The sequence below is a fragment of the Enterococcus sp. 7F3_DIV0205 genome, assembly GCF_002141365.2.
Lineage (GTDB): Bacteria > Bacillota > Bacilli > Lactobacillales > Enterococcaceae > Enterococcus_L > Enterococcus_L palustris.
Map to the genome: position 1 here is coordinate 1,992,194 of NZ_CP147244.1, position 22,411 is coordinate 2,014,604.

Below are 22,411 nucleotides of genomic sequence, written 5' to 3' on the forward strand. Positions count from 1 at the left end.
AGCTAGATAAGTTTAAAAGCGGAACAGGCTCGTTCAACCTCGAATGAAAAATAGGAAAAATCGATTGAGGTACTTTTCGCCTCACTCTATTTTTATCTTTTTTCCGAGAGGTAAGCCCGTGAAGCTAGATATGCTTAAAAGCGGAACGGGCTCGTTCAACCTCGATTGAAAAATAGGAAAAATCGATTGAGGTGCTTTTCGCCTCACTCTATTTTTATCTTTTTTCCGAGAGGTAAGCCCGTGAAGCTAGATATGCTTAAAAGCGGAACGGGCTCGTTCAACCTCGATTGAAAAATAGGAAAAATCGATTGAGGTGCTTTTCGCCTCACTCTATTTTTATCTTTTTTCCGAGAGGTAAGCCCGTGAAGCTAGATACATTCAACTCAATCTTCCTCAACAGCTGCCGTCTTGTATTTTTCTTGTCTTAAAGCTGTAGTAAAGGATGCTACTTCTTGTAGCCAAGCAGCTTCTTTCATATCTTTTGGTACTTTTAAACGAACGGACATTTTTTCATTCTCGACAGCAAGATCTGCTTTTAGCTGAGTCTGAGCTAGTGCCTCAAATAATTGTTCTACACTATAGGTTTTTGTACCGATTTTACTCAAGGTAAATGTAATTTCTTGCTGTCTTTTACGAATTGTTTCCAGCAACGCACGATCACCGTCCATTTTGATTTGTCCCGTCGTCAATAAGTGAGCCACTTCATCTGGGTATTCACCAAAACGATCAAGGAGATCTGATTCTAGTTCATCGTACATATCCATATTTTCTAACTGACGAATTCGTTTATAAATCTCAATTTTTTGACGTTCATCTGAAATATAACTTGTTGGTAAATAAGCATCAATACCCAAGTCGATCTCAACAGATGTTTTTTGATCCTGAATGTTTTTCCCTTGTTTGCGGGCAACAGCTTCTGAAAGCATTTGTGAGTACATGTCAAATCCGACGGAATCGATAAAGCCATGCTGTTGGGCGCCTAATAAGTTTCCCGCCCCACGAATCGATAAATCCCGCATCGCAATTTTAAATCCTGAACCCAACTCAGTAAAGTCTTTGATTGCTTCTAAACGCTTTTCACTCACTTCATTCAAAATCTTTTGCTGCTCATACATAAAGTAAGCATATGCAACTCGATTACTTCGACCAACTCGGCCTCGCAATTGGTACAACGTCGATAATCCCATGTAATCAGCATTTTCTACAAATAACGTATTGGCGTTTGGAATATCTACGCCTGTTTCAATGATGGTTGTCGTAACTAAAACATCATATTGACGTTCAATAAAATCAAATAAGGTGTTTTCCAATTGAACTTCAGTCATCTGACCATGCGCGTAAGCAATTCTGGCATCTGGTACTAATGCTTGGATTTCTTCGACTTTTTGTTCGATCGTATCCACTCGATTGTAGAGATAAAAGACTTGTCCATCACGAGCCATTTCTCTTTCGATCGCTTCTCTGATTGCGCCTGGATTGTTCTCCATAACATAAGTTTGAATTGGATAACGATTTTCCGGTGGTGTCTCAATAACCGAAAGATCACGAACCCCAAGCATTGACATATGCAGCGTTCTCGGTATTGGTGTTGCTGTTAACGTTAAAACGTCAACCTGGGCCCGAAGTTGTTTTAGACGTTCTTTATGCTTCACACCAAAACGTTGTTCTTCATCGATAACTAATAACCCTAAATCACTGAAGTTCACATCTTGGGAAAGCAATCGGTGAGTCCCTACTACAATATCCACTTGACCATGTTTGATTTTTTCGATCGTTTCATTTTGTTGCTTTTTCGTTCTAAATCGGCTCAACAAGCCTACTTCCACAGGAAACCCCTCAAAACGATCAAGCATCGTTTCGTAATGTTGCTGCGCTAAAATAGTCGTAGGAACTAAAAAAGCAACTTGTTTATTGTTATTGATTGCTTTAAAAGCCGCACGCAAAGCGACTTCTGTTTTCCCATAGCCCACATCACCGACTAATAAACGATCCATTGGTCTTGTTTTTTCCATGTCATGTTTAATTTCAGCCGTACTACGTAGCTGATCATCTGTTTCACTATAGGGAAAAGCATCTTCAAATTCCTTTTGGTATGCATCATCTGGCGGAAAAGCGTAGCCTTTTTCTGATTCTCTTGAAGCATAAAGTTGAATCAAATCATCCGCAATATCTTCGATTTTAGAAGAAACTTTGCGTTTGGTCTTACTCCATTCACTGCCGCCTAATTTGTTTACTTTAGGCGATTTGGCTTCAGAAGCTACGAATTTTTGGATCAAGTTCAACTGGGTAACAGGAATAAATAGCTTATCATCATTTTGATATAAAATTGTGATGTAATCTTGATGAACGCCGTCAACTTCCAATGTCTGCATACCAATATATTTACCGATTCCGTGGTTTGCATGAACAACATAATCTCCATTTTTCAGATCACTATAGCTTTTTAGTCGTTCTGCATTCGAAACGGTTTGGCGTCTTGCTCTTTTTTTCGTTGTAGTATGGAAAATTTCTTTTTCTGTGATGGCAACGATTTTTTCGACTGGCAATTCAAAACCAGACTGCAATGAGCCTTCGACGATTTGAATTTTCCCTTCAATTAATTTCTCTTCAGATGCCGTTACACTTGAAATGTCAAAATCACGAAACAACTCTTCGACTTTTTGACTTCGTTCTTTCGTCGGTACAAAAACCACAACTGTCTGATCTTGTTTTTGCCAACGATCCATTTCTGTTTTTAATAGTGGCATTTGACCGAAGAATTGCTGCATTGAACGATACTGAAAATTATGAATTGCTTGAAAACGTAGATTTCCCATTCCTTTTTGGAATAACGAAAAAAAGGTTGTTGCAAATGTCATTTTTCTTACTTGTTCATGGAATTCCAAGCCAAATGTCTGCTCTGGAAAGACGCGCATTTCTTCTAATTTGAGAACTTGCCACTCGTTTTCTTCACGAATAATTTCACGTTCAGCTTCTAAAATACGCGCATAATCATCAATGAAAATTAAACTGTCTTCAGATAAATAATCCAGTAAGGTCGTTTTAGTTTCATATAAAAGGTCTGTGTAATAATGGGCTGTATCAGTAGGAATCCCTTGACTCCACGATGTCGATAGCTGTCCAAAGTAATCTTGAAGAAATTCTTTTTCGGTCGTATCTTTAGCAATCGCCATTCTTTTTGCTAGTGCTTTTGTTAGTGCTTTTTCACCATGGATCAGATCTTCTTTTGAAAATACGAGATCTGTCATTGGCGAAAGTGTCACAGATTCAATAGCGCCAACAGACCGTTGGGTATCTGCTTCAAAATAACGCAAAGAATCAATTTCGATATCAAATAACTCTGCTCTGACCGGATACTCTGCATTTAGTGGATAAACATCGACGATGCTTCCGCGAATACTAAAATCACCAGGCTTGCCGACTAACGATTGCCGTTCATACCCCATTAAAACTAATTGCTGCGCTAAAGTATCTAGCTCGATCTCTCCACCGAGCTCCCAATGAAGCTGCGCTTGTTGCCATGTTTGCTTGCTTGGTAAATATTTTCTCAGACCTGCTACAGGAACTACAATGATTCCTGCTTGATCGGTCAAAAGGAAATTAAGCGCAGCTACTCTTTCCGCTCTTGCTTCTGGTGAAGAAAAAGCCATTTCTGCAGATAATACTTCATCCACAGGAAATAGATAAACCTCTTCATCTGATAAGATATTACGAAAATCTTCCACTAACTGATTTCCATAATAAAGATTTGGAACAGCCACGACGATTTTTTTATTTTTTTCCTTAAACCCGCTAGTCATAACTAATGTTTTAGCAGAACCAGCTAAACCTGTAATCAACTGGCGGGTATTAGCTGTTAGTTGCTTTTGCCAATTTTGGGCTAATTCACTTGCACCAATTCGTTCCACGATGTTCACGTCAGGCTCCTCCTTCTATACTCTTTATTCTGATTACTTCCCATTAAATTGATTCATTGTGTCAACAAATGTGTGTCCCTCACAAGCATAGATCGCTGCATCTGCTGCATTTTTAACTGCAAGTAAAATCTCTTCATGCTGGTCTTTAGGAAAACCAGTTAATACATGATGAACGACTGTGTTGCTACCAATTGGGCGACCGATACCAATCTTGATTCTTGGAAACACATTTGTTCCTAGATGTGCTATCAAGCTTTTCATACCATTATGTCCGCCAGCGCTCCCTTTTCCACGTAAACGAATTTTGCCGATTTCTAAATCTAGGTCATCATAAATAACAATCAATTCCGTATCTTCTATCCCATAATAGGTCATTAAAGGACCTACTGAACGACCAGATTCATTCATAAATGTAAGAGGTTTGACCAACATGATTTTTTCTGTTCCTATAAAAAATTCAGCGATATCCGCTTCAAATTGACTTTTATTAAACGTTGCATTATAACGATGAGCGATTTCATCAACGGTGATAAAACCGATATTATGTTTTGTTTCTTGGTATTTGCTTCCTGGATTACCTAATCCGACGATCATTTTCATTTATTTATAGTCTCCTTAATAAGAGGTGCTCTTTTACCACCATTTATTCATTCTCCAACACAAAATATCTGGGCAGGAGAATCCCTTGCCCAGTTTTTTTATAATTATACCATAAAACAAGTATTTGCCGTCCCTTTTAAATTCTTAAAAAACCCGTAAGGTTCATTTACTCGTTTTAAGAGGAAAAAAATTGCTAAGATCATAAATAGTGAAAGAACGCACATGAAAGAGTTTTCTTATGAAACACCCCTAAAAACTGTATTAATATAAAAAACAAAAAACGTGACAAAAATCACAAACGATGGTATTATCATTGTGATAAAACAATTATCTGAAAGGAATGATACACATGACTGCAGCAGTTGGAAATAAAGACCACCAAAAAGTAATTTTAGTTGGAGATGGCGCTGTCGGATCTAGTTATGCTTTTGCCTTAGTCACTCAAAATATTGCTCAAGAAGTTGGTATTATTGATATAGATACAAAGAAAACCGAAGGAGACGCTGCTGATTTATCTCATGCATTAGCGTTTACTTCCCCTAAAAAGATTTATGCAGCTACTTATGATGACTGTCACGATGCTGACCTTGTTGTGTTGACCGCAGGCGCTGCACAAAAACCTGGCGAAACAAGAATCGATTTAGTTCATAAAAACTTAAAGATCAACAAACAAATCGTTACTGCAATCGTTGATTCTGGTTTTAGCGGTATTTTCTTAGTTGCAGCTAATCCAGTTGATATTTTAACTTATTCTACATGGAAATTCTCAGGATTTCCAAAGGAACGTGTTATCGGCTCTGGAACTTCATTAGATTCCGCTCGTTTCCGTCAAGCAATCGCGGAATTAGTTGATGTAGATGCCCGTAACGTACATGCTTATATTTTAGGCGAACATGGCGATACAGAATTTCCAGTTTGGTCACATGCCAATGTTGCTGGATTACAAATCTATGAATGGGTCAAAAATAACCCAGAAGTTGATGAAGAAGCGATGGTCAATCTATTCTTCAATGTAAGAGATGCCGCCTATTCGATCATTGAGAAAAAAGGTGCAACATTCTACGGAATCGCTGCTGCTCTTGCTCGGATAACTAAAGCAATCTTAGATGATGAAGATTCTGTCTTCCCACTTTCTGTTTACTTAGATGGTGAATATGGACAAAACGATATCTACATCGGCGCACCAGCTGTGATTAACCGTCAAGGAATCAAGCAAGTCATTGAAATCCCACTGACAGATTCAGAAAAAGATCGTATGAATGCTTCTGCTAATGCCTTGAAAGAAGTCATTAAATCAGCATTTGAGAAATTTGAAGCTGAAAGTAATTAATCTAAAAAAGAATCGCAGCCTACTGGTTGCGATTCTTTTTTATAACATATAAAGAATAGTTCAGCTATCCTTTATATAAAATATTTTTTTGTGCCAAAGCTTTTTTAATTTGTCCCAGTATATCTTCATTTTCACAGCGAACTGTATGCAGATGGATTCCCTCAGTAAGCTCAGATAACAAAGATGCTTGACTTTTTTCGTAAGCCTCTATGAAATCTTTTACTTCTCTTTCTGTATGGATATGTAATCCGCCCGTCAGTTCTCCGTAAATGGGATGCTCTACGACTACATCGACAATTTCCCCACCTAAGGAGACAATTATTGAAAGCTCTTCTTCTGTTTGATCAGGCTTATGCTGGCAAGCAATTTTTCTCGTAATTCCCTGTTTGTCCTTTTCAACTTCAAGCAAATAGCCTCTAGCTGTGGCAATTATTCCGTAGCCAGCTGCTCTTAACAGCGCCACATCTCCCACCACTATCTGGCGGCTGACTTTAAACTCTTTCGCAAAACGACTAGCGCTGATTGGCTTCTCTGCTGCTTCTAATTGGAGCAAAATCATTTCTCGTCTTTTTTCACCGTCCATTCAGCTTCCACCTGCCTTCTTACTTCATTTTCTTTTGCTGATATTGTTTTGAAGCATCCATGATGCCCTGATAAGTTTCTTTGATCACTTCTTTATACATATTATTGTTAACATAGCTTTCGATTTTTGTTAATACTTCTTGTTCTCTTGAAACATCTAAAATCGGTGTGTCTGATGTCTTTTTGATCATAGCGATCGCTTCAACTACATCCATGCGTTCTTCTAATAATGCAACGATTTGTTTGTCTATTGTATTGATTTTATCTCGTTGAATCGTGAGCGCTGGACGTTTTTCATTCAATTCAATTTCTTTGATTACTTTGGCAGGATTTCCTCCGATCACACAATTATCTGGAAAAGATTTTGTTACAACAGCACCTGCAGCAACAACTACATTATCTCCCAACTTAACACCAGGTGTGATTACAACACCGCCGCCTAGCCAAACATTATCACCTAAAGTAATTGGTTTACCATATTCTAATCCGCTATTTCTTTTAGCAGGATGTAGTGGATGTGTTGCTGTATATAATTGAGCGTTTGGTCCAAACATACAGTTATCACCAATCGTTATCGGACAAATGTCTAAGAAAATACTATTAAAATTAGCATAAAAATTTTTGCCTACATGGATATTAAATCCATAATCAAAGCTGATTGTGGGTTCGATATAACTGCCTGTTCCAGTCGAACCAAATGTTTCTTCCACCAACTGACGGCGAACTTGTTCGTCTTCTTCTCTATTGATCAATTTCATTTGCTCTCTAGCAAATTTTCGAGCTGTTACTAATTCTGGATCTGCAGCAAAATAAAGCTCACCATCGATCATTTTTTGTCGTTCTGACTTCATTTCTTCCATATTAAAACTCCTTTATCTAAATAGTTTCAAAGATTTTTAGTGCATCTTCTTGAACAAAATAAGCTTCTCTGTCTAGTTGAATCGGTGTTTGATTGATCACTAAAATTTTTGCTGTATCTGCTGCATAATGAATCAAGTCGCAAAACGGATGAACTTGAAAACTAGTTCCAACGATAACGATCAATTCTGCCTGAGCAATAACCTCAATTGACGTACCAATGGCTTGTTCATCTAATCCTTCTTCATACAAAACGATGTCAGGGCGAATCTGACCACCGCACGACTCATGATGATCAGACTGCAAGTAAGTTTTAGCAAGTATCTTCTGACCACATTTTCTACAATAACAATCATATAAATTCCCATGAAAGTTTACTAAATTCTGGCCTCCCGCTATTGAATGCAGCCCATCGATATTTTGAGAAATGACCCAACTGTCTTTGACTTTTTCAAGCTCTGCCATCTTTAAATGAATCGTGTTAGGTTTAGCATCCAGATGATATAAGGTCTGTACAAATGAATAAAACTTTTCTGGCTCTTCCACTAAACAGGTTTGGCTCAATAAATATTCTGGCCGCTCGATTCCATGATAAATACCCGATAAAGAACGATAATCTGGTACACCAGAAGCTGTCGAAACCCCTGCACCAGTTAAAAAAACGATCGTTTGCGCTTCATTGATCAAGTTTCCAGCTTTTTGTCCATCGATCACTAACATAGTTTCATCTCCTAATGGTTTCATTATAGCCTAAATGAGCGCCTGATAGAAAATATATTCGTATAAATTCCCGAAGAGTTCATTTTTTCATCACTATTTTTATAGCTACCTTAAAAATATACCCACTTAAAAACTAGGTAAGAAGCTTTTAAGAATGTTAGCTTTTTCACTGTCTTTTCATGACAAACAAAAGAGAACGTGATAGAATACTTAATGTATAAAAGTGAGGTGAAACTTCGTGGTAGCATTTTTTATTTATTGGGCAGCTATTTTAGTCTGCATCGCTTGGGGTGTTTTAAGTTTATGGTTTTCAATCTATTATCTTTCACGTAAAGAAAACGGAAATCTATGGGCATTCGCATTCTTCAACGTTCTTGCAGGTATTGTTTTAGCAATTGTTTTAGTTATTTACAAAACGTGGGACTTCGATATCCTAACTTACTCAAGCTTGATTTACACAATTTTAGCTTCATATGGTGTTCTAACAGTCTTACAAGCTATTTTAGGCCGCGAACCAAAAGAAGCTGCAAAAGCTTAATTTTACTAGTTGACTATCAAAAAGCACCGAAAAGAAGTTCTTTTCGGTGCTTTTTCTATGAGTTTGAAACTTTTTTATACTTTACATTTATTTTTCTAATTGCTTGATGGCATTTCTGATTTCTTCAAGTACCTCTTCTTCCGGCTCTACTTCCAATAAATCATATAAAATCCCTAACCATTTTTCTGCTTCTTTATTTCCTAATTTTCCGATTGCCCAAATAGCTGTCCCTCTGATCACAGGACGTACGTCTTCTGTTGCACACACATAAATCTCTGGCAACACACTGCGATCTCCCAAATTAGCTAGTGCAATCAAAGCGTTCCGTTGCAATGGTTTCTTCCCTCGCCATGATCCAGAAAGATGTCCGAATTGAGCTTTAAACTCTTTATTTGACAGACTCAGCATTGGCTTTAACTTAGGATATACAGTATCAACTTCCGGTTCCATTTCTTTATGAAAATGAAAATCTTTTCCTCGGTTATATGGACAAACTAACTGGCAAATATCACAGCCATAGATAACATTATGCATTTTTTTTCGATACTCTTCTGGCATCATATCTTTCGTTTGAGTTTGATAAGATAAACATTTTTTAGCATTCATACTACCATTTCCTAGAAGCGCTTGTGTGGGACACGCTGTAACACAACGTGTACAATCACCGCAGCCAAAAGGAACAGGTTTATCCAGTTCAAAATCAATATTTGTAACAATCTCACCTAGATAAACAAAAGAACCAAACTCTTCTGTAATCAACAACCCATTTCTTCCGATAAACCCTAGTCCTGCCCGTTGTGCAACAGCTACATCAACCAATTCCCCCGTATCTACTTGAGGGGCAAAACGCCAACTTTCTGTTTCTTCTAGGTTTTCAGCTTGTGATTGAATAAAATCGATCAATTTACTTAATCGATCGCGTAAAACATCATGATAATCAATTCCCCAAGAAGCTCTTGCAAACATTCCTCTTTTTTCATCTCGAGGAACTTTCCCTTCAATTTTAGTTGGATATGCTAGGGCAATGGAAATAATCGTTTTGGGATTTTCAAATGTTTTTTCTGGATAAATCCGTTCTTCGATCACTTGATGTTCAAACCCAGAGTTAAACCCTTTTTCTCTTTGTTCTTTCAAGGAATCCTCTAATTCATAAAAAGGCTCAGCTGACGCAAAGCCAATTTTGTCGATTCCTAAGCGTTTGCTTTCTGCAATGATTTTTTGTTTTAAAGTCATTCTATATACTCCTCATCTTAAAAGCTGAATGAAAACCAAAGATACACTCTTCTCCTCATTCGCTAGATTATTCCATTATAATCTACTCATTTAACTATTGTCGTCTATTTCCTCTTGCACTCCTATTATTATTTTTCAAAAAAATTAATATTTATCAAATTTTAAATAGATTGAAAAACCTCATCTATCATCATTTATTCGTATTTTATAATTAAAATTTCACTTTTTTTAAATATTTTTTAAATATTATACACATTTTTATGATAAAATGAGTTTGTGACACTATTCTTTTATTGTCATCACACACTTTATTTTGAATACGGAGGAAATACATATGAAACACAGAACTAATGTACCATCAGTACATAAGAAAAAATCGCTCCACATAATCATGCTGTTTGCTCTTTTAGCCCCGACTTTTCTCTCGCCGTCTTTTGTTTTCGCGGAAGATACAGCAACCGAAACTGAACAAACTAATTCATCTCACTCGCAAGAAAGTACGGAGACAACAGAAGCAACTGTCGAATCTTCTACAACTTTAGACAGCTCTATCTCAGAAGAAGTATCGTCTACTGCAACAGATCATGAAACGACCGTTTCAACAACTGATACTGCAGTTGCACAAGAAGAAGCAACAACTATGATTGCTCCCAAAGTAGATACACTCACTATTGCAGACCCGATTTTGAAACAAGCGATTCTTTCAACATTAGGTTTACCTGCAAATAGCGATTTAACTGCAGCAGATATGGAACGTTTGACCAATCTTTCTATAAATTCTGCTCAGCTCAGCAGTCTTTCAGGATTGGAATATGCAACAAACCTAAGCTCTATCTATATTAATACAAATAATAATATAACTGATTTTAGTCCTTTAGAACAGCTCTCTTCTCTAACTTTCGTTACACTGCAAACAAAAAGTTTAAACAGTGACAACTTTCCTGATTTAAGCAAAAGCACTGGGATTACAAATCTAGGGTTGGGCGCTACTAGCATCGATAACACTATTTTGCCTAAAATTGCTCAGTTAACATCATTAACACGCATTTATATGGATTCTAATATAAATGTTACAACCATTGAACCTTTAAAAGTACTCCCTAATCTAAAATCACTTTCTGTACAATTTTGTGGTATCACAGATTTTACTGTTATCAATGAATTTCCTACACTGAGTGATCTATCAGCGTTTGGACAAAATACAGGACGAAATGATCTGCCTACAACAATTGGCCGCTCTTCCTTAAACTATGATTTTGATCAAGAAACTTTATTTATTCCATTTTCGATGATGCCTAATCGATTGACCAACTTTGATGGTTACGTTCCACCCTTTACAACATCTAATTCTGCTAGTAATACTTATTTTGATTTTAACGGTGAACAATTGCCTGCAAATCGTTTACAGATCACGGAGCAAGGAATCACTGTTTTAGGCGTGACTAAAGATGAATTTGCAAATCTTTCTAGCTTTAAATATAACGCTCGTCTAAATAATCCAGCAGGAACATATGCTCAGCCGGATGGTTTTACTTTCTATGCAATTTCATCCGGAACTTATTTACACCAGTTCAACGTTGTTAATGACGGAAAGCCTGTAACCATTCATTATCAAGATACTGACGGAAACAAATTACTAGATAGCGAAACTTATTCAGGCTTAGTTGGACAATCTTTTGACATTCCAGTTCAAGCAATCCCTGATTACGAGCTAGTGGAAACTCAAGGTGAACCCTCTGGTACTTTCAGCGATCAGGAGCAAACTGTCGTATTTATTTACAAAAAAATATCTGCACCGATCATTGAACCAACAGGTAAAGTGATTGTCCATTATGTAGATACTCATAATAAAACGATTCAGGATGACTTTGTATTAACTGGAACCGTTGGCGATACTTTCAATACAGAGAAACCAGTCATCAAAGGCTTCACTTTTAAAGAAGTACAAGGAACAACTAGCGGTTTATTCTCTGAACAGGACCAAGAAGTAACGTATATTTTTACGAAAGATGACGATAAAACAGACCCATCCACATCTACTGATTCAACTGAAACAACAGGAACAACTACTTCCACTACTGAAAAAGAAACATCTGATAAAACAGCAACGGATTCTACTGAACAAGTGCCAAGCGATTCTAACAATAACAGTCAATCGCCAACAGCAACTCGTGCTAATCTAGCTACCAAAAAGAAATTGCCTGCTACGGGTGAGCAAACAAACTTTATCTGGCTATTCTTTGGACTTGCTTTGATTGGGTTCGTGAATTATCAGTATAGTTTAAAAAAGAAAAAATAAGAGAAATAAATCTTTAGTGTTTTTCATCAATAACAGGAGCCTTAAACGTTAGATTTTCTAATTAGCGTTTAGGGCTCCTGTTATTTTGGTTTACTCATTTCATTTTGAGTTTTCTCACTTAGTTGCCGGAATTATCGTTCTTAACATCTCCGTTAAACGGTCCACTGACAACGACTTTCCCTCTCATATGACCTGCCTCAATAGCTATTGTAGCTTTTTTCAAGTTTGCAGCATTGATTCCAGTTGTATAAGCTTTCCCTAGAGTAGATTCTATCTTGTCATGCTCTATCAGTTGAGAGATCAAAGCTAGTGCTTCTCCTTGGGTTTTGATTTGATACTCGAAATCTGTTTTAGCAAACATATACTCCCAATCAAAGCTAACAGACTTATTTTTCAAACGGCTGATATCTAGTTCTTCCTCCAAACCAACGATTGTTCCTACATGTCCAAAAGGGCTAATTAGTTCAGCTATTATTTCATAGTACGGAAGAATATTGAATAGAACTGCTACATAGTCAACATTTTTAACGCCTAGCTTTTCTAAACTCTGTTTAAGATCTTGATGGTAGTCGAGAGGATAATCTACCCCCATTTTTTTTAGCCAGTCAAAATTAGCTGGACTAGAAGTAGCATAGACGGTCATTCCAGCCCAATGCGCAAGTTGATTCAAAATCGATCCCACACCACCTGCTCCATTGATCACTAAAATCGTTTTCCCTTTATTCGCATTTTCTTTTGGCATCAGACCGAATTTTTCAAACAATAATTCATAAGCAGTCAACGATGTTAATGGGAGCGCCGCTACCTTTTCGTCACTTAAATTACGTGGAGCTAATGCCGCAATTCCTTCATTTACTAATTGAAATTCTTGATTACTCCCAGCTCTTTTAGTTGTTCCAGCATAATACACACGATCCCCAATAGTAAATTTTTTTACCTCTTTACCAATAGCAATAATCTCTCCAACAGCATCAAACCCTAGAACTTGCAATTGTTCTTGTTTCTTCACCACTTGTCTTAACTTTGTATCTATGGGGTTTACGGAAATCGCTTTGACTTTTACAAGAAGATCTTTGGGGTCAGGTATTGGAATCTTCTTCCATTCGTCTAGGAAACTAGCTTCATGTTCAATGGGTAATCCTTCAAAAAAGCCGATTGCTTTCATTTCTTTTTTTTCATTCATCGTTATTTCCCCCACTTACTTTTATAACTAGTATGAACCCAATCATTTAAGATTAAAATTTATTTGTCTTAGATACAAAAAAAGAAGCGAGGGTAAATAACCGTCGCTTCTTTTTGATAGCTTACTTCTTATTGCTCAATTGAGTATCTTACTCTTTGATCTTTCTTTTTTTGAAAAATGCTAACGCACTAGCGGCTACTGCTATTAGTCCAAAGCTTCCCATTGCGTTTGTTTGCTCACCCGTTTTAGGCAATTTGTTTTTCGAATAGTAAGTTTTATTCGCAGTATTTTGTGTATTATTACCTAGATTATTTGCCACACCGATAATACCTGGTCCACGAGTGTCGTCAGCAGGAGCTTTTGGTGCTGGCATATACGGCAACTCAAACCCTGAGTCAACGCTTTTATAAACAAATGTCAAGTCATTAGTACCGTCCCCAAACGTTCCTGATACTGATTGACCCGCTGTTCTAGCAACTGTAAGTGGTTCATTGTTGGAAGAAACATACTCATATCCATCAATCACTGGCGGCTCAACCGTCCAAGCTGTTTTGTATAGTCCATTCAATGATGTATCTGCTTGGTTCATGATCAAACGTCCCTCTTCATCTACCGCTGATACAACAACTACTAATCGCAAATTATCCATCGCAGTTCTCAAAGCGCTCACTGCCGCATCGGCCTCAGCGTCAGTCAAGGCATTGTCGTATGCCTGCGCTGCTTGTTTGAGTGCTGCTTCAAAATCTGCCTTATCCTCATCGGAAGCTACTTTTGCTCCTTCTAGTCGACTAGCTTCTAATAAAATATCAGCTAAATGACCTCTATGAACTAAACCATTACCATCGTGGATTGCAGCAATGATTGCATCTGCTGCTGTGACGATGCTCTGTCTATTGTTAACAGCTAAATCTGGAATGATTTTCCCATTTGCATCAACAACTTCTGCCAAAATAATTTTTCCTTCATCAATTGCTTGTTGAATATTAGCTTTTTTAGCAGCGACAGATGCAGGTGTATAAACATCCTTAAAGTCATCTGTATTATTGATGATCTGAGTAGCTTCGTCGATTGCCATTATTAAATTTCTTGCAAAACTCAATTCAACTTCCGCTTTAACTAAACCAGCGACTCTTGTCTCAATCTCAGCTATCGCAGCATCAAGTTGGGCATCCGTTACTCCCTCTTCACTCAATAACGCTGTTGCTGCAGCCATTGCTGCTCTTAATGGAATCGTTGTCTCTGCCATGTAAGTGCCCTCATCAAGGACAGCTTGTGCACTAGCGATTTTCTCTCTAGCTGCTTGTTTTTTTTCTTCACTTGCACTTGTAACAGGCGTCTCTTCTGTAGGTGTTATTGGAGCCTCTGGTGCTTCTTCAGATACAGGCAGTTCAGTTTTTTCTTCTACATCTGTCTCTGCCAGTTCTTCTGACTGAGGTGCTTCAGCTATAACTGATTCTTTTGAAGTTTCTTCTGCTGTATTTGAAGCCGCAACTTCTCCAACAGCCTCCTCAACAGTGTGAGGTCCAACTTGCTCACTAGTTTCAGTTGGTTCAGCAGTTACTGCAAAAGCAGAGATAGGTGCTGCTAAAACTTGAGTACTGATCAGTGAAGCTAAAACAATCCCTTTTAATGATTTTTTCATTCTACTTCCCTCTTTCAATTAGTTTAAAAAGAATGTTCCACCCATTCTTAAATTTAAGCATATCACAGCCTAGACACAAAAATTCTCACATATTTCGCCCATCAACAAATTTTATGAGAATTTTGCAATCATTTTCTCACTTTTTCGAAATCGAAATTGTAAGCCCTATCTTTTGAACACAGCATGGTTATTGCATTTTTAAAGTCTTCACAATTTCATTAAAGCTATCTTTTTTTTGGTTCAAATTCATAACCTTGTTCACCAAACTTTTACTCACTATATTAAGAAAATCTTACGATACCTTGCACTGGACGTATGTTATCTATACAATAAAATGAAAACACATGTTATCTAGCTTTGCAGACTGATTTTCTAATCCTTTTGCTTAGCTTTTACAATAAGGAGATTACTCAATATGCTTGAAACAGCCCACAAAAAAATTACTCTATTGATTGATGAAATGGAAAAAGTTATTTTAGGAAAACGCGATATCCTACAGTTGACTGTGACCGCTTTCTTGGCTGGTGGACATGTTTTATTTGAAGATATCCCTGGAGTTGGGAAAACAATGATGGTCAAAACCTTGGCAAAAGCAACCCACGGGCAATTTAATAGAATTCAATTTACACCAGATTTACTTCCTAGTGATATTTTAGGTGTTTCAGTTTACAATACAGCAACTCAAATGTTTGAGTTTCATCATGGACCTGTGTTTACAACCGTTTTATTAGCGGATGAAATCAATCGAACCACACCGAGAACTCAGGCTGCTTTGTTAGAAGCAATGTCGGAAAAACATGTAACGATCGATAATCATACATACCCATTAGACAATCATTTTTTTGTTCTAGCAACCCAAAATCCACTTGAATATGAAGGTACTTACCCATTACCTGAAGCTCAGCTAGACCGTTTTTTATTTAAATTAAGTATTGGATATCCTGAATTTACAGATGAATTGAATCTACTAATGAACCAAACAGGGAATGAATTGAACCTCGTTCAGCAAATTTTATCCTCTTCTGAAATCAGTCAGTTAAAAAGAATCGTGGATGATATTTACGTTGATTCAGCTGTTGCTAGATATGCGTTGCAATTGGTTCATGCAACACGAAATCACGATGGGATCGTTCTTGGGATCAGCCCTCGCGGCTCGCTTTCATTTATTCGAGCAGCTAAAGCATTTGCCTTGACTGAAGGAAGAAATTACGTCACACCTCATGATTTACAGCAAATTTTACCAGCAACATTCGGGCATCGTCTGTTATTAAAAGGCGGCTATACAGTGCCGTCTGCACAATTACAAGAAATTCTGGAACAAATTCTCAAGCGTGTACCCGTTCCAGTCAGGAAATAGCTATGAAACGATATATGGTTAATAACCTCATACGTGCTCTGAGTATTTTTATTTTTTTCTTTGCTGTTTTTCTATACACAATCACATTCAACAACCCAACCGGTTGGGTATTATTTTTCTTTTTGACAATGCTGTTTGTTTGGGATGCCTTTATATTGATTCTACCATTAAAAAAAATTCAAGTTCAGTTATTAGAGAGTAGCCGCTATGAAGTCAATCGACCGAATAAAATGAAGCTCGAGATTTTTCGGCACCGCCCAACACTGCTTAAAATACCTCTGCTAACGGTCGTTTTCAAAAATCATCTATCAGCTGAAAAAATATATTTATCACGCTATTCTGGTCAACGTCAGGAATTGACTTTTGAGTGGCGACCTACGCAAAGAGGAGTCTTTCAACAGCTTTCATTTGCTCTTATTAGTTCTGACTTATTTCAGATCTTTTCTAAGCAATCTAACTCGACAGTAACAGGTCCTTTTGTGGTCCTGCCTGTACTACAGTTAGATTTAGCAGAACAGATATACAAACATTTATTGCAAGCTAAACCTAATTTTGCTAGCTCTTTTGGCAATCCAACTTTCTCGATTCGAAATTTCCGCACCTATCAAATAGGCGACTCTTTCAATTCAGTTGATTGGAAGCAGTCTGGAAAACGGAATGAATTGATCGTTAAAGAATACGAGTATGAGGTTGAAACAGATCTGCACTTCTTATTTTATGGTTTGTCGCATGAAAAATTTGAGGAACTTCTCTCTATTTATTATTCCTTTATCAGCCTTGTTGAAAATAAACTATCTTTTCAGCAAACAATCCTAGCAGATCTCCCTCATTCCATACAGAAAGAGCATATATTTTCGGCAATGACTCCGTTGTTAGAAGAATGTCTTTTGCCAAATTTCACCAATAAAAAACTAGTAATCTTTACCACAACTAAAACAAATCAACTCTCAGAACAACTGACTGCTTTAAAAAGAAAGAATGAGGTCTTTTTAATTGCATTCGAGGGTGAAGATCTCTGTCTACATTGGAAAGATCAAGTCAGCTCTCTCCCTAAAGGAGGTCTTACTCTTGAAAAATAGGATAAAAGAAAAATTGGCTTTTGCAGTACTAAGTTTTTTGATACTCGTAACTGCTGGCTTACCTTTTTTAAGTGTCTATGATTTAGCTCAAGAAAATACGCTGTTTTTTGTAGGGATGCTTGCTCTGATTAGTTGTCTAACACTACTTATTAAAAAACATATAATCATTTTCCCTCTTTATATTCTTAGTTACTTGTTTACACTTTATCATTATTTTCCAGCTGGGCAATCGTTTGGTATTACTTGGTTTGCTAGCTTTATTCAGAAACTATTACAAAGCTATCCTAAAATGCTTAGTGGCGAAATCAATTATTTACCTGATTTTTTTGCTTTACCTATTATTTTGTTTTTATTGATCATCTTAAATAGTTTATTTATTCGTTATGAACGTTGGATAATGGGGTATCTACTGCTTATTAGTTACTTACTCATGCTGGCAGTTTTTAATCACTTGAATTTAGGGATTCAGGTAATTTTGATCACGGCTTTTGCCATTCTTTTTTATGGGTTAAAGCATGCTCCGCCAACTGCCAGTAAAAAAGAAAAAAGGACGTTGTTTCTATCGAGCGGCTTGATTTTATTTTTAGTTGCAGGGAGCTCATTTCTACTCCCAATGGTCTTTCCTCAAGCTCAGAATTTTTTATTTACTCAAACGGCTCCCATCCGTAATTATATGAATCACCAAGGAATCTATCGTCAAATCGCAGACTATGGTTCAAGTACCGCATCTAGAACAGGCTTTAGTCAAAATGATGCGCAACTAGGCGGTCCGATTTCAGACGATCAAACTATTCTGTTTACTGCCAAGCAAACAAGCGGGCACTATTGGCGAGTGGAAACTAAAAACTATTTTACTGGAAAAGGCTGGAAAAATACGTCTGAAGTTGTTTCTGTTTCTGATGAACAGCCACTGAGCATCTCAACAAATCCAGAATATCAGGGTCATTTAGGCGCTGACACTACGATTACATTATCATTCATGGAAGCTACAGAGTATTTGCCTTATCCGTACGGAAATATCTCAATTCCATTTAACGAGATCGGTCGGACAGAACAAATCAAAGAAAAAGAACGTATCAACCTTGTAACTCCATCAGAAAAAATCAATCTCACTTGGACAAAACCGAGCTTTACACAAGAAGAAATGCAACAAGTGCCTTATGCGATTTCCCAAGATATTCAAATGACTCAAGTTCCTATGACGACACCAGAACGTGTTCAGAAACTGGCTGTTTCATTAACAGAAAATCAAGAAACTCTTTTAGGCAAGGTCAAAGCAATCGAGCGCTATCTCAAACAAGAAGGCAATTATCGCTATTCAAAAATCGATACACCCTTCACTCCACCAAATGAAGATTATGTCGATCATTTTCTTTTTGAGTCAAAAATCGGTTATTGTGATAATTTTTCTAGTGCAATGATTCTCTTGCTTCGTTCGATCGGAATCCCTAGTCGTTGGGCAAAAGGCTTTTCTTCTGGCAGCATTACGAGCAATAAAGACGCCGAATATCAAGAATATACTATCAAAAATAGTGACGCTCACTCCTGGCCTGAAGTTTACTTCCAAGGATATGGATGGATTCCTTTTGAACCGACACCTGGTTTTACAAACGATATTCGTCAATCTACTGCAACCAGTAATTCTACCTCAGAGAGTAAACCTGTAAATAATAGTAGTGAATCACTCCTTACTGCTGAAACAAAAGAAACAACAGAAGCCGCTTCTACTACTACAGAAAGCTCAACTAAAGAAGACAATCAAAATTCGGTGCTTATTAAATGGCTTCCAGTTTTACCTAAGATAGCATTTGCCTTAGCTATTATTTTGCTAGCAGTTTTTAGTTTCTTGTTGAAAAGGTACTTTTTCCTGCTGCATTTTAGGCTCTATTTAAGTCTTTATCCTGATCGATTCACTCATGCCTACAGTATAATATTACGCAAATCAGAGCGGATTTTATGTCGGCAAACAAATGAAACTTTAACTATTTACGCAAAACGATTCGAGAAAGATTATCCTCAATTCCATGGTAGTTTTATTCAGCTGACAGAATTATATGAGTGTACTTTTTATGGCGGTATTCAGCCTAAAAAAGCTGATTATGCTGGATTATTGATGCATACGGCACGTTTGTTAACAAATTTAAAAAGAAATACTTACAGTAAAAAAGAGCCGAAACAAAACTAAAATCAGTTTTGTTTCGGACTCTTTTTTTATTGACCGAACCATTGATTGAATCGGTAGGTATGAAATGGTTGTTCACAAGCATTCCCAAAAGCTAGATGCATTTCCCCTTTGCCTAAATCAAAAACCATCGAAGCTAATGATTTAGATAATGGATGTTCTGGTGATGGATGATTACAGACACTTTTGGGAAAATTACGATGATTAGCCAAAAACTGTTTCCCTCGTTGTGCATCGATAATTCCGTAATTTTCACTTACGATCGCCTCCATCGCTTCGAAACGGGAATGGGATGTCTTAGAACCGCCTTCTTCTGGTTCTTCCAGTGCAATACTATTATGATTTGCATGGATCATTACATCTGCCGGCTCGTGTTCGTAAATTTTATTTGGAAAACATTCAAAACTTGCGATTCCTTCATTAGCATGAGATAAGCTAAATTGATTTGGTACTGCATGAGGGATACTGTAAAGATAGTCGCGTGCCTCTTTGAGACTTTTCTTGTTGATCAACTCTCTAATTATACCAGCTGTAGGTACACCGTTTTGACGCTGACCATTATCGATATATGTCCACATAACAGCTAAGCCATAATTGTTCATTCCCATATAAGCTGGAATACCTGGATGACTATAAATCAGTGATTCAAAATCAGATTCACTATCACGATGATGCACAACACAATCGACTTCAGATCGATACTCATCAAGACGCTCATCATTTGTTTGCCCACAGATCACAGAACCATCAAAAGTAGCATTTCCTGCCGCTGCAAATGACGTACATTTGTCACTGATCAACTCATCAAAAAACGATCGTTCATAAACTGTATATAGATATAATATTTCTTCAAAAGCTAAGTCACTGCCTTTCGCAACGCCACGCATTTCAGCAACCACATCTGGTGCAAATTTTTCTGTATATTCAAGATAGGTCTGAGCCTTATCCAACCATTTGGTTATGATCTCAGTTGGATCGTTGTAAAATAATTTTTGACTAGACAAGTTTGTTTCAATCTGCATTTTTAGCACTTCACCGATTTGGACTCCACGTTCAAATGCCGATCCTGTTACTTCTATATAACGATGAATCATTTACTCCCCGCCTTTTCTACTTTATATCACTACTCAACGAATGTCCATTTATAATCGTACTCCGGACCAGATGGCAATATCCCTTTGATTTTTGGATTACGTAAATGCGCTTCAGCTTTTTGGTAGACTGGGCAAACACCCATCGTATTCATTAAAACATTTTCAGCTTCAATCAAGTCATTCCAACGAGCTGTTGGATTGCCTGCATTCGTTGTAGCAGAAGCTTTCAAATATTTATCAAATTCCTTGTTAGCGTATTTACCACTATTATTGATATTATCTGATGCAAATAATTCTAGAAACACACTAGGATCATTGTATTCTGCACCCCATCCAACTAAAATCATATCAAAATCACCTTTATTACCACGTTCTAAACGAACGGAAAGTGGTACTGATGAAACTTCAACAGTCACACCTTTTAAGGTTCCTTGAATCGCACCTTGCATGTATTCTACCACTTTTTTGGCAGAATCGGCATCTGATGAAAGTAAATTGATTTTAAGCGTGTCGATGCCTAATTCTGTTTTTGCTTTAGCCCAGTATTCTTTGGCTTTTTCTGGATCATATTTCAAATGATTACCAGAATCTTTCACAAAATCAGCTTCTGTTTCAGGATTAAATGACATGTTTTTTGGAACTAAACCAGTTGCTGCAATCGATCCGTCTCCTAAGACTTGGTCTACTAGGGTTTGACGATCTAAAGCGTAAGAAATTGCTTTTCTGAGATTTTCATTTTGAAATTCTTTTTTGGTCTGATTATATTCCACATAAGTCGCATTTGACATGTCTTGTGAGAAAAATGCTGGATCATCTACCATTTGCTGAGCTAGTTCACCCGTCACAACGATGTCATCTGTTTGACCATCTTGAAATAGATTTAATGCCGTCGCATCTTCTTTGACTACATCAAAATTGATTTTTTCCATTGTAACATTGTCTTGATCCCAATACTTCTCATTTTTTACATACGACCATTTTGTATCTGTTCCTGCTCCTTCAAAATCACTCAATGTGAACGGTCCATTGTAAACCATATGTTCACTTGAACTAGCATACTTTTCGCCACTTTCGTTGATGATTTTTTCATTTTGCGGGAAAAATGGTGGTAAGGACAATAATGATTCTATATATGGTACAGGCGATTCTAGTGTTACTTCTAGTTCATGGTCGTTCAATGCTTTGATCCCTAATTCTTTTGCTGGTTTCTTGCCGTCCATGATTGCTTGATAATTCTTGATAGATTCAAATAGATAGGCAACTTCTGAAGCAGTCTTCGGTTCCACTGTCCGTTGCCAGCCATACACATAGTCTTTTGCAACAACAGGATCACCATTTGACCAGACCGCATCTTCACGTAGTTTAAACGTATAGATCAAGCCATCTTCACTGACTTTTGGCATTTCTTTCGCACCTGCTGGAACCAATTTCCCTGCTTTATCTGCACGGAATAATCCTTCACCTGTATTTTTCAGTACACCCCAGCCGACAACATCATTCGTGACCGAGGCATCGATCGATGGAATTTCTTGTTTTGCTACAACTGAAAATGTTTGTTCGCTATTTGCTGATTTTTGACCAGTTTCGCCAGTCTTTTCTTTACCAGAACCGCATCCCCCAAGCAAAATGATACAGCTTGCAGCGGCTAGTAAATACCCTAATTTTGTATTGCTCATTTAGTAACCTCCTATGTGTTTAAACCTTATTTTCTAAAAATAGAACACTCATTATCATACCATAAAAATAAGCGTTTTCTCATCATTTCCATATTATTCTTTTACCAAACTTTATTTTTTT

16 protein-coding genes are annotated in these 22,411 nt (G+C 37.2%); 6 read left to right on the plus strand and 10 right to left on the minus strand.

The genetic code is table 11. The annotated features are described in order from the left end of the window. Positions 1-383: 383 nt before the first annotated feature. Together mfd and pth are read right to left on the minus strand one after the other, a co-directional pair. Positions 384-3,899, minus strand: coding sequence for a transcription-repair coupling factor (gene mfd / locus A5821_RS09530; RefSeq protein ID WP_086315681.1), 3,516 nt, complete (start codon positions 3,897-3,899; stop codon positions 384-386). 51 nt (positions 3,900-3,950) lie between these two features. Continuing rightward, complete coding sequence (gene pth / locus A5821_RS09535) at positions 3,951-4,517, minus strand: aminoacyl-tRNA hydrolase (RefSeq protein ID WP_086314347.1); 567 nt, start codon at positions 4,515-4,517, stop codon at positions 3,951-3,953. A 349-nt stretch (positions 4,518-4,866) separates the two neighbouring features. Between pth and A5821_RS09540 the strand changes: the two genes are divergently transcribed. Next, positions 4,867-5,847: an L-lactate dehydrogenase gene (locus tag A5821_RS09540; protein WP_086314348.1), complete on the plus strand. Its 981-nt coding sequence runs from the start codon at positions 4,867-4,869 to the stop codon at positions 5,845-5,847. A gap of 64 nt (positions 5,848-5,911) precedes the next feature. Here A5821_RS09540 and A5821_RS09545 read toward each other — a convergent pair whose 3' ends face one another. From A5821_RS09545 to A5821_RS09555, 3 genes are read right to left on the minus strand one after another with little or no spacing between them, the layout of a single operon-like run. Beyond that, complete coding sequence (locus A5821_RS09545; RefSeq protein ID WP_086314349.1) at positions 5,912-6,430, minus strand: transcription repressor NadR; 519 nt, start codon at positions 6,428-6,430, stop codon at positions 5,912-5,914. Between the two features lie 19 nt (positions 6,431-6,449). Beyond that, positions 6,450-7,289, minus strand: coding sequence for a chorismate mutase (locus A5821_RS09550; RefSeq protein WP_086314350.1), 840 nt, complete (start codon positions 7,287-7,289; stop codon positions 6,450-6,452). A 16-nt stretch (positions 7,290-7,305) separates the two neighbouring features. Then, positions 7,306-8,007 carry an NAD-dependent protein deacylase gene (locus tag A5821_RS09555; protein ID WP_086314351.1) on the minus strand — a complete coding sequence of 234 codons (702 nt, stop codon included), beginning with the start codon at positions 8,005-8,007 and terminating at the stop codon, positions 7,306-7,308. A gap of 238 nt (positions 8,008-8,245) precedes the next feature. On the opposite strand from A5821_RS09555, the gene A5821_RS09560 reads away from it, so the two are divergent. Beyond that, entirely contained in the window at positions 8,246-8,545 is a 300-nt protein-coding gene (locus A5821_RS09560; RefSeq protein WP_086314352.1) for a hypothetical protein, read from the plus strand. Between the two features lie 87 nt (positions 8,546-8,632). On the opposite strand, the gene queG is transcribed toward A5821_RS09560, so the two are convergent. Continuing rightward, a complete protein-coding gene (gene queG, locus A5821_RS09565) occupies positions 8,633-9,778 on the minus strand; it encodes a tRNA epoxyqueuosine(34) reductase QueG (protein WP_086314353.1) in 1,146 nt (381 codons plus the stop codon). 334 nt (positions 9,779-10,112) lie between these two features. On the opposite strand from queG, the gene A5821_RS09570 reads away from it, so the two are divergent. Then, positions 10,113-12,077: a MucBP domain-containing protein gene (locus A5821_RS09570; protein ID WP_086314354.1), complete on the plus strand. Its 1,965-nt coding sequence runs from the start codon at positions 10,113-10,115 to the stop codon at positions 12,075-12,077. Between the two features lie 118 nt (positions 12,078-12,195). On the opposite strand, the gene A5821_RS09575 is transcribed toward A5821_RS09570, so the two are convergent. After that, the gene (locus tag A5821_RS09575; protein WP_086314355.1) at positions 12,196-13,260 is read right to left on the minus strand and encodes a zinc-binding alcohol dehydrogenase family protein; all 1,065 of its coding nucleotides are present in this window, start codon (positions 13,258-13,260) and stop codon (positions 12,196-12,198) included. 148 nt (positions 13,261-13,408) lie between these two features. Further along, entirely contained in the window at positions 13,409-14,902 is a 1,494-nt protein-coding gene (locus tag A5821_RS09580) for a MucBP domain-containing protein (protein WP_086314356.1), read from the minus strand. Between the two features lie 415 nt (positions 14,903-15,317). On the opposite strand from A5821_RS09580, the gene A5821_RS09585 reads away from it, so the two are divergent. The 3 genes from A5821_RS09585 to A5821_RS09595 are packed head-to-tail and all read left to right on the plus strand — an operon-like array spanning position 15,318 to position 19,523. Continuing rightward, positions 15,318-16,259, plus strand: a complete 942-nt coding sequence (locus A5821_RS09585) for an AAA family ATPase (protein ID WP_086314357.1) — start codon at positions 15,318-15,320, stop codon at positions 16,257-16,259. A 2-nt stretch (positions 16,260-16,261) separates the two neighbouring features. Further along, complete coding sequence (locus A5821_RS09590; protein ID WP_086314358.1) at positions 16,262-17,338, plus strand: DUF58 domain-containing protein; 1,077 nt, start codon at positions 16,262-16,264, stop codon at positions 17,336-17,338. Next, positions 17,328-19,523 carry a transglutaminaseTgpA domain-containing protein gene (locus A5821_RS09595; RefSeq protein ID WP_086314359.1) on the plus strand — a complete coding sequence of 732 codons (2,196 nt, stop codon included), beginning with the start codon at positions 17,328-17,330 and terminating at the stop codon, positions 19,521-19,523. The genes A5821_RS09590 and A5821_RS09595 overlap by 11 nt, the downstream gene beginning before the upstream one ends. A 26-nt stretch (positions 19,524-19,549) precedes the next feature. Here the strand turns inward: A5821_RS09595 and A5821_RS09600 are convergent, their stop codons facing one another. Further along, complete coding sequence (locus A5821_RS09600; protein ID WP_086314360.1) at positions 19,550-20,614, minus strand: C45 family autoproteolytic acyltransferase/hydolase; 1,065 nt, start codon at positions 20,612-20,614, stop codon at positions 19,550-19,552. Positions 20,615-20,643: 29 nt separating this feature from the next. Next, positions 20,644-22,290 (minus strand): peptide ABC transporter substrate-binding protein, encoded by a 1,647-nt coding sequence (locus tag A5821_RS09605; protein WP_086314361.1) that lies wholly within the window; start codon positions 22,288-22,290, stop codon positions 20,644-20,646. Positions 22,291-22,411: the final 121 nt, after the last annotated feature.

Coding starts and splice junctions, on each gene's coding strand:
- pth (WP_086314347.1), bottom strand. CDS start 4,517: ATGAAAATGATCGTCGGATTAGGTAATCCAGGAAGCAAATACCAAGAA.
- A5821_RS09540 (WP_086314348.1), top strand. CDS start 4,867: ATGACTGCAGCAGTTGGAAATAAAGACCACCAAAAAGTAATTTTAGTT.
- A5821_RS09545 (WP_086314349.1), bottom strand. CDS start 6,430: ATGGACGGTGAAAAAAGACGAGAAATGATTTTGCTCCAATTAGAAGCA.
- A5821_RS09550 (WP_086314350.1), bottom strand. CDS start 7,289: ATGGAAGAAATGAAGTCAGAACGACAAAAAATGATCGATGGTGAGCTT.
- A5821_RS09555 (WP_086314351.1), bottom strand. CDS start 8,007: ATGTTAGTGATCGATGGACAAAAAGCTGGAAACTTGATCAATGAAGCG.
- queG (WP_086314353.1), bottom strand. CDS start 9,778: ATGACTTTAAAACAAAAAATCATTGCAGAAAGCAAACGCTTAGGAATC.
- A5821_RS09570 (WP_086314354.1), top strand. CDS start 10,113: ATGAAACACAGAACTAATGTACCATCAGTACATAAGAAAAAATCGCTC.
- A5821_RS09575 (WP_086314355.1), bottom strand. CDS start 13,260: ATGAATGAAAAAAAAGAAATGAAAGCAATCGGCTTTTTTGAAGGATTA.
- A5821_RS09580 (WP_086314356.1), bottom strand. CDS start 14,902: ATGAAAAAATCATTAAAAGGGATTGTTTTAGCTTCACTGATCAGTACT.
- A5821_RS09585 (WP_086314357.1), top strand. CDS start 15,318: ATGCTTGAAACAGCCCACAAAAAAATTACTCTATTGATTGATGAAATG.
- A5821_RS09590 (WP_086314358.1), top strand. CDS start 16,262: ATGAAACGATATATGGTTAATAACCTCATACGTGCTCTGAGTATTTTT.
- A5821_RS09600 (WP_086314360.1), bottom strand. CDS start 20,614: ATGATTCATCGTTATATAGAAGTAACAGGATCGGCATTTGAACGTGGA.
- A5821_RS09605 (WP_086314361.1), bottom strand. CDS start 22,290: ATGAGCAATACAAAATTAGGGTATTTACTAGCCGCTGCAAGCTGTATC.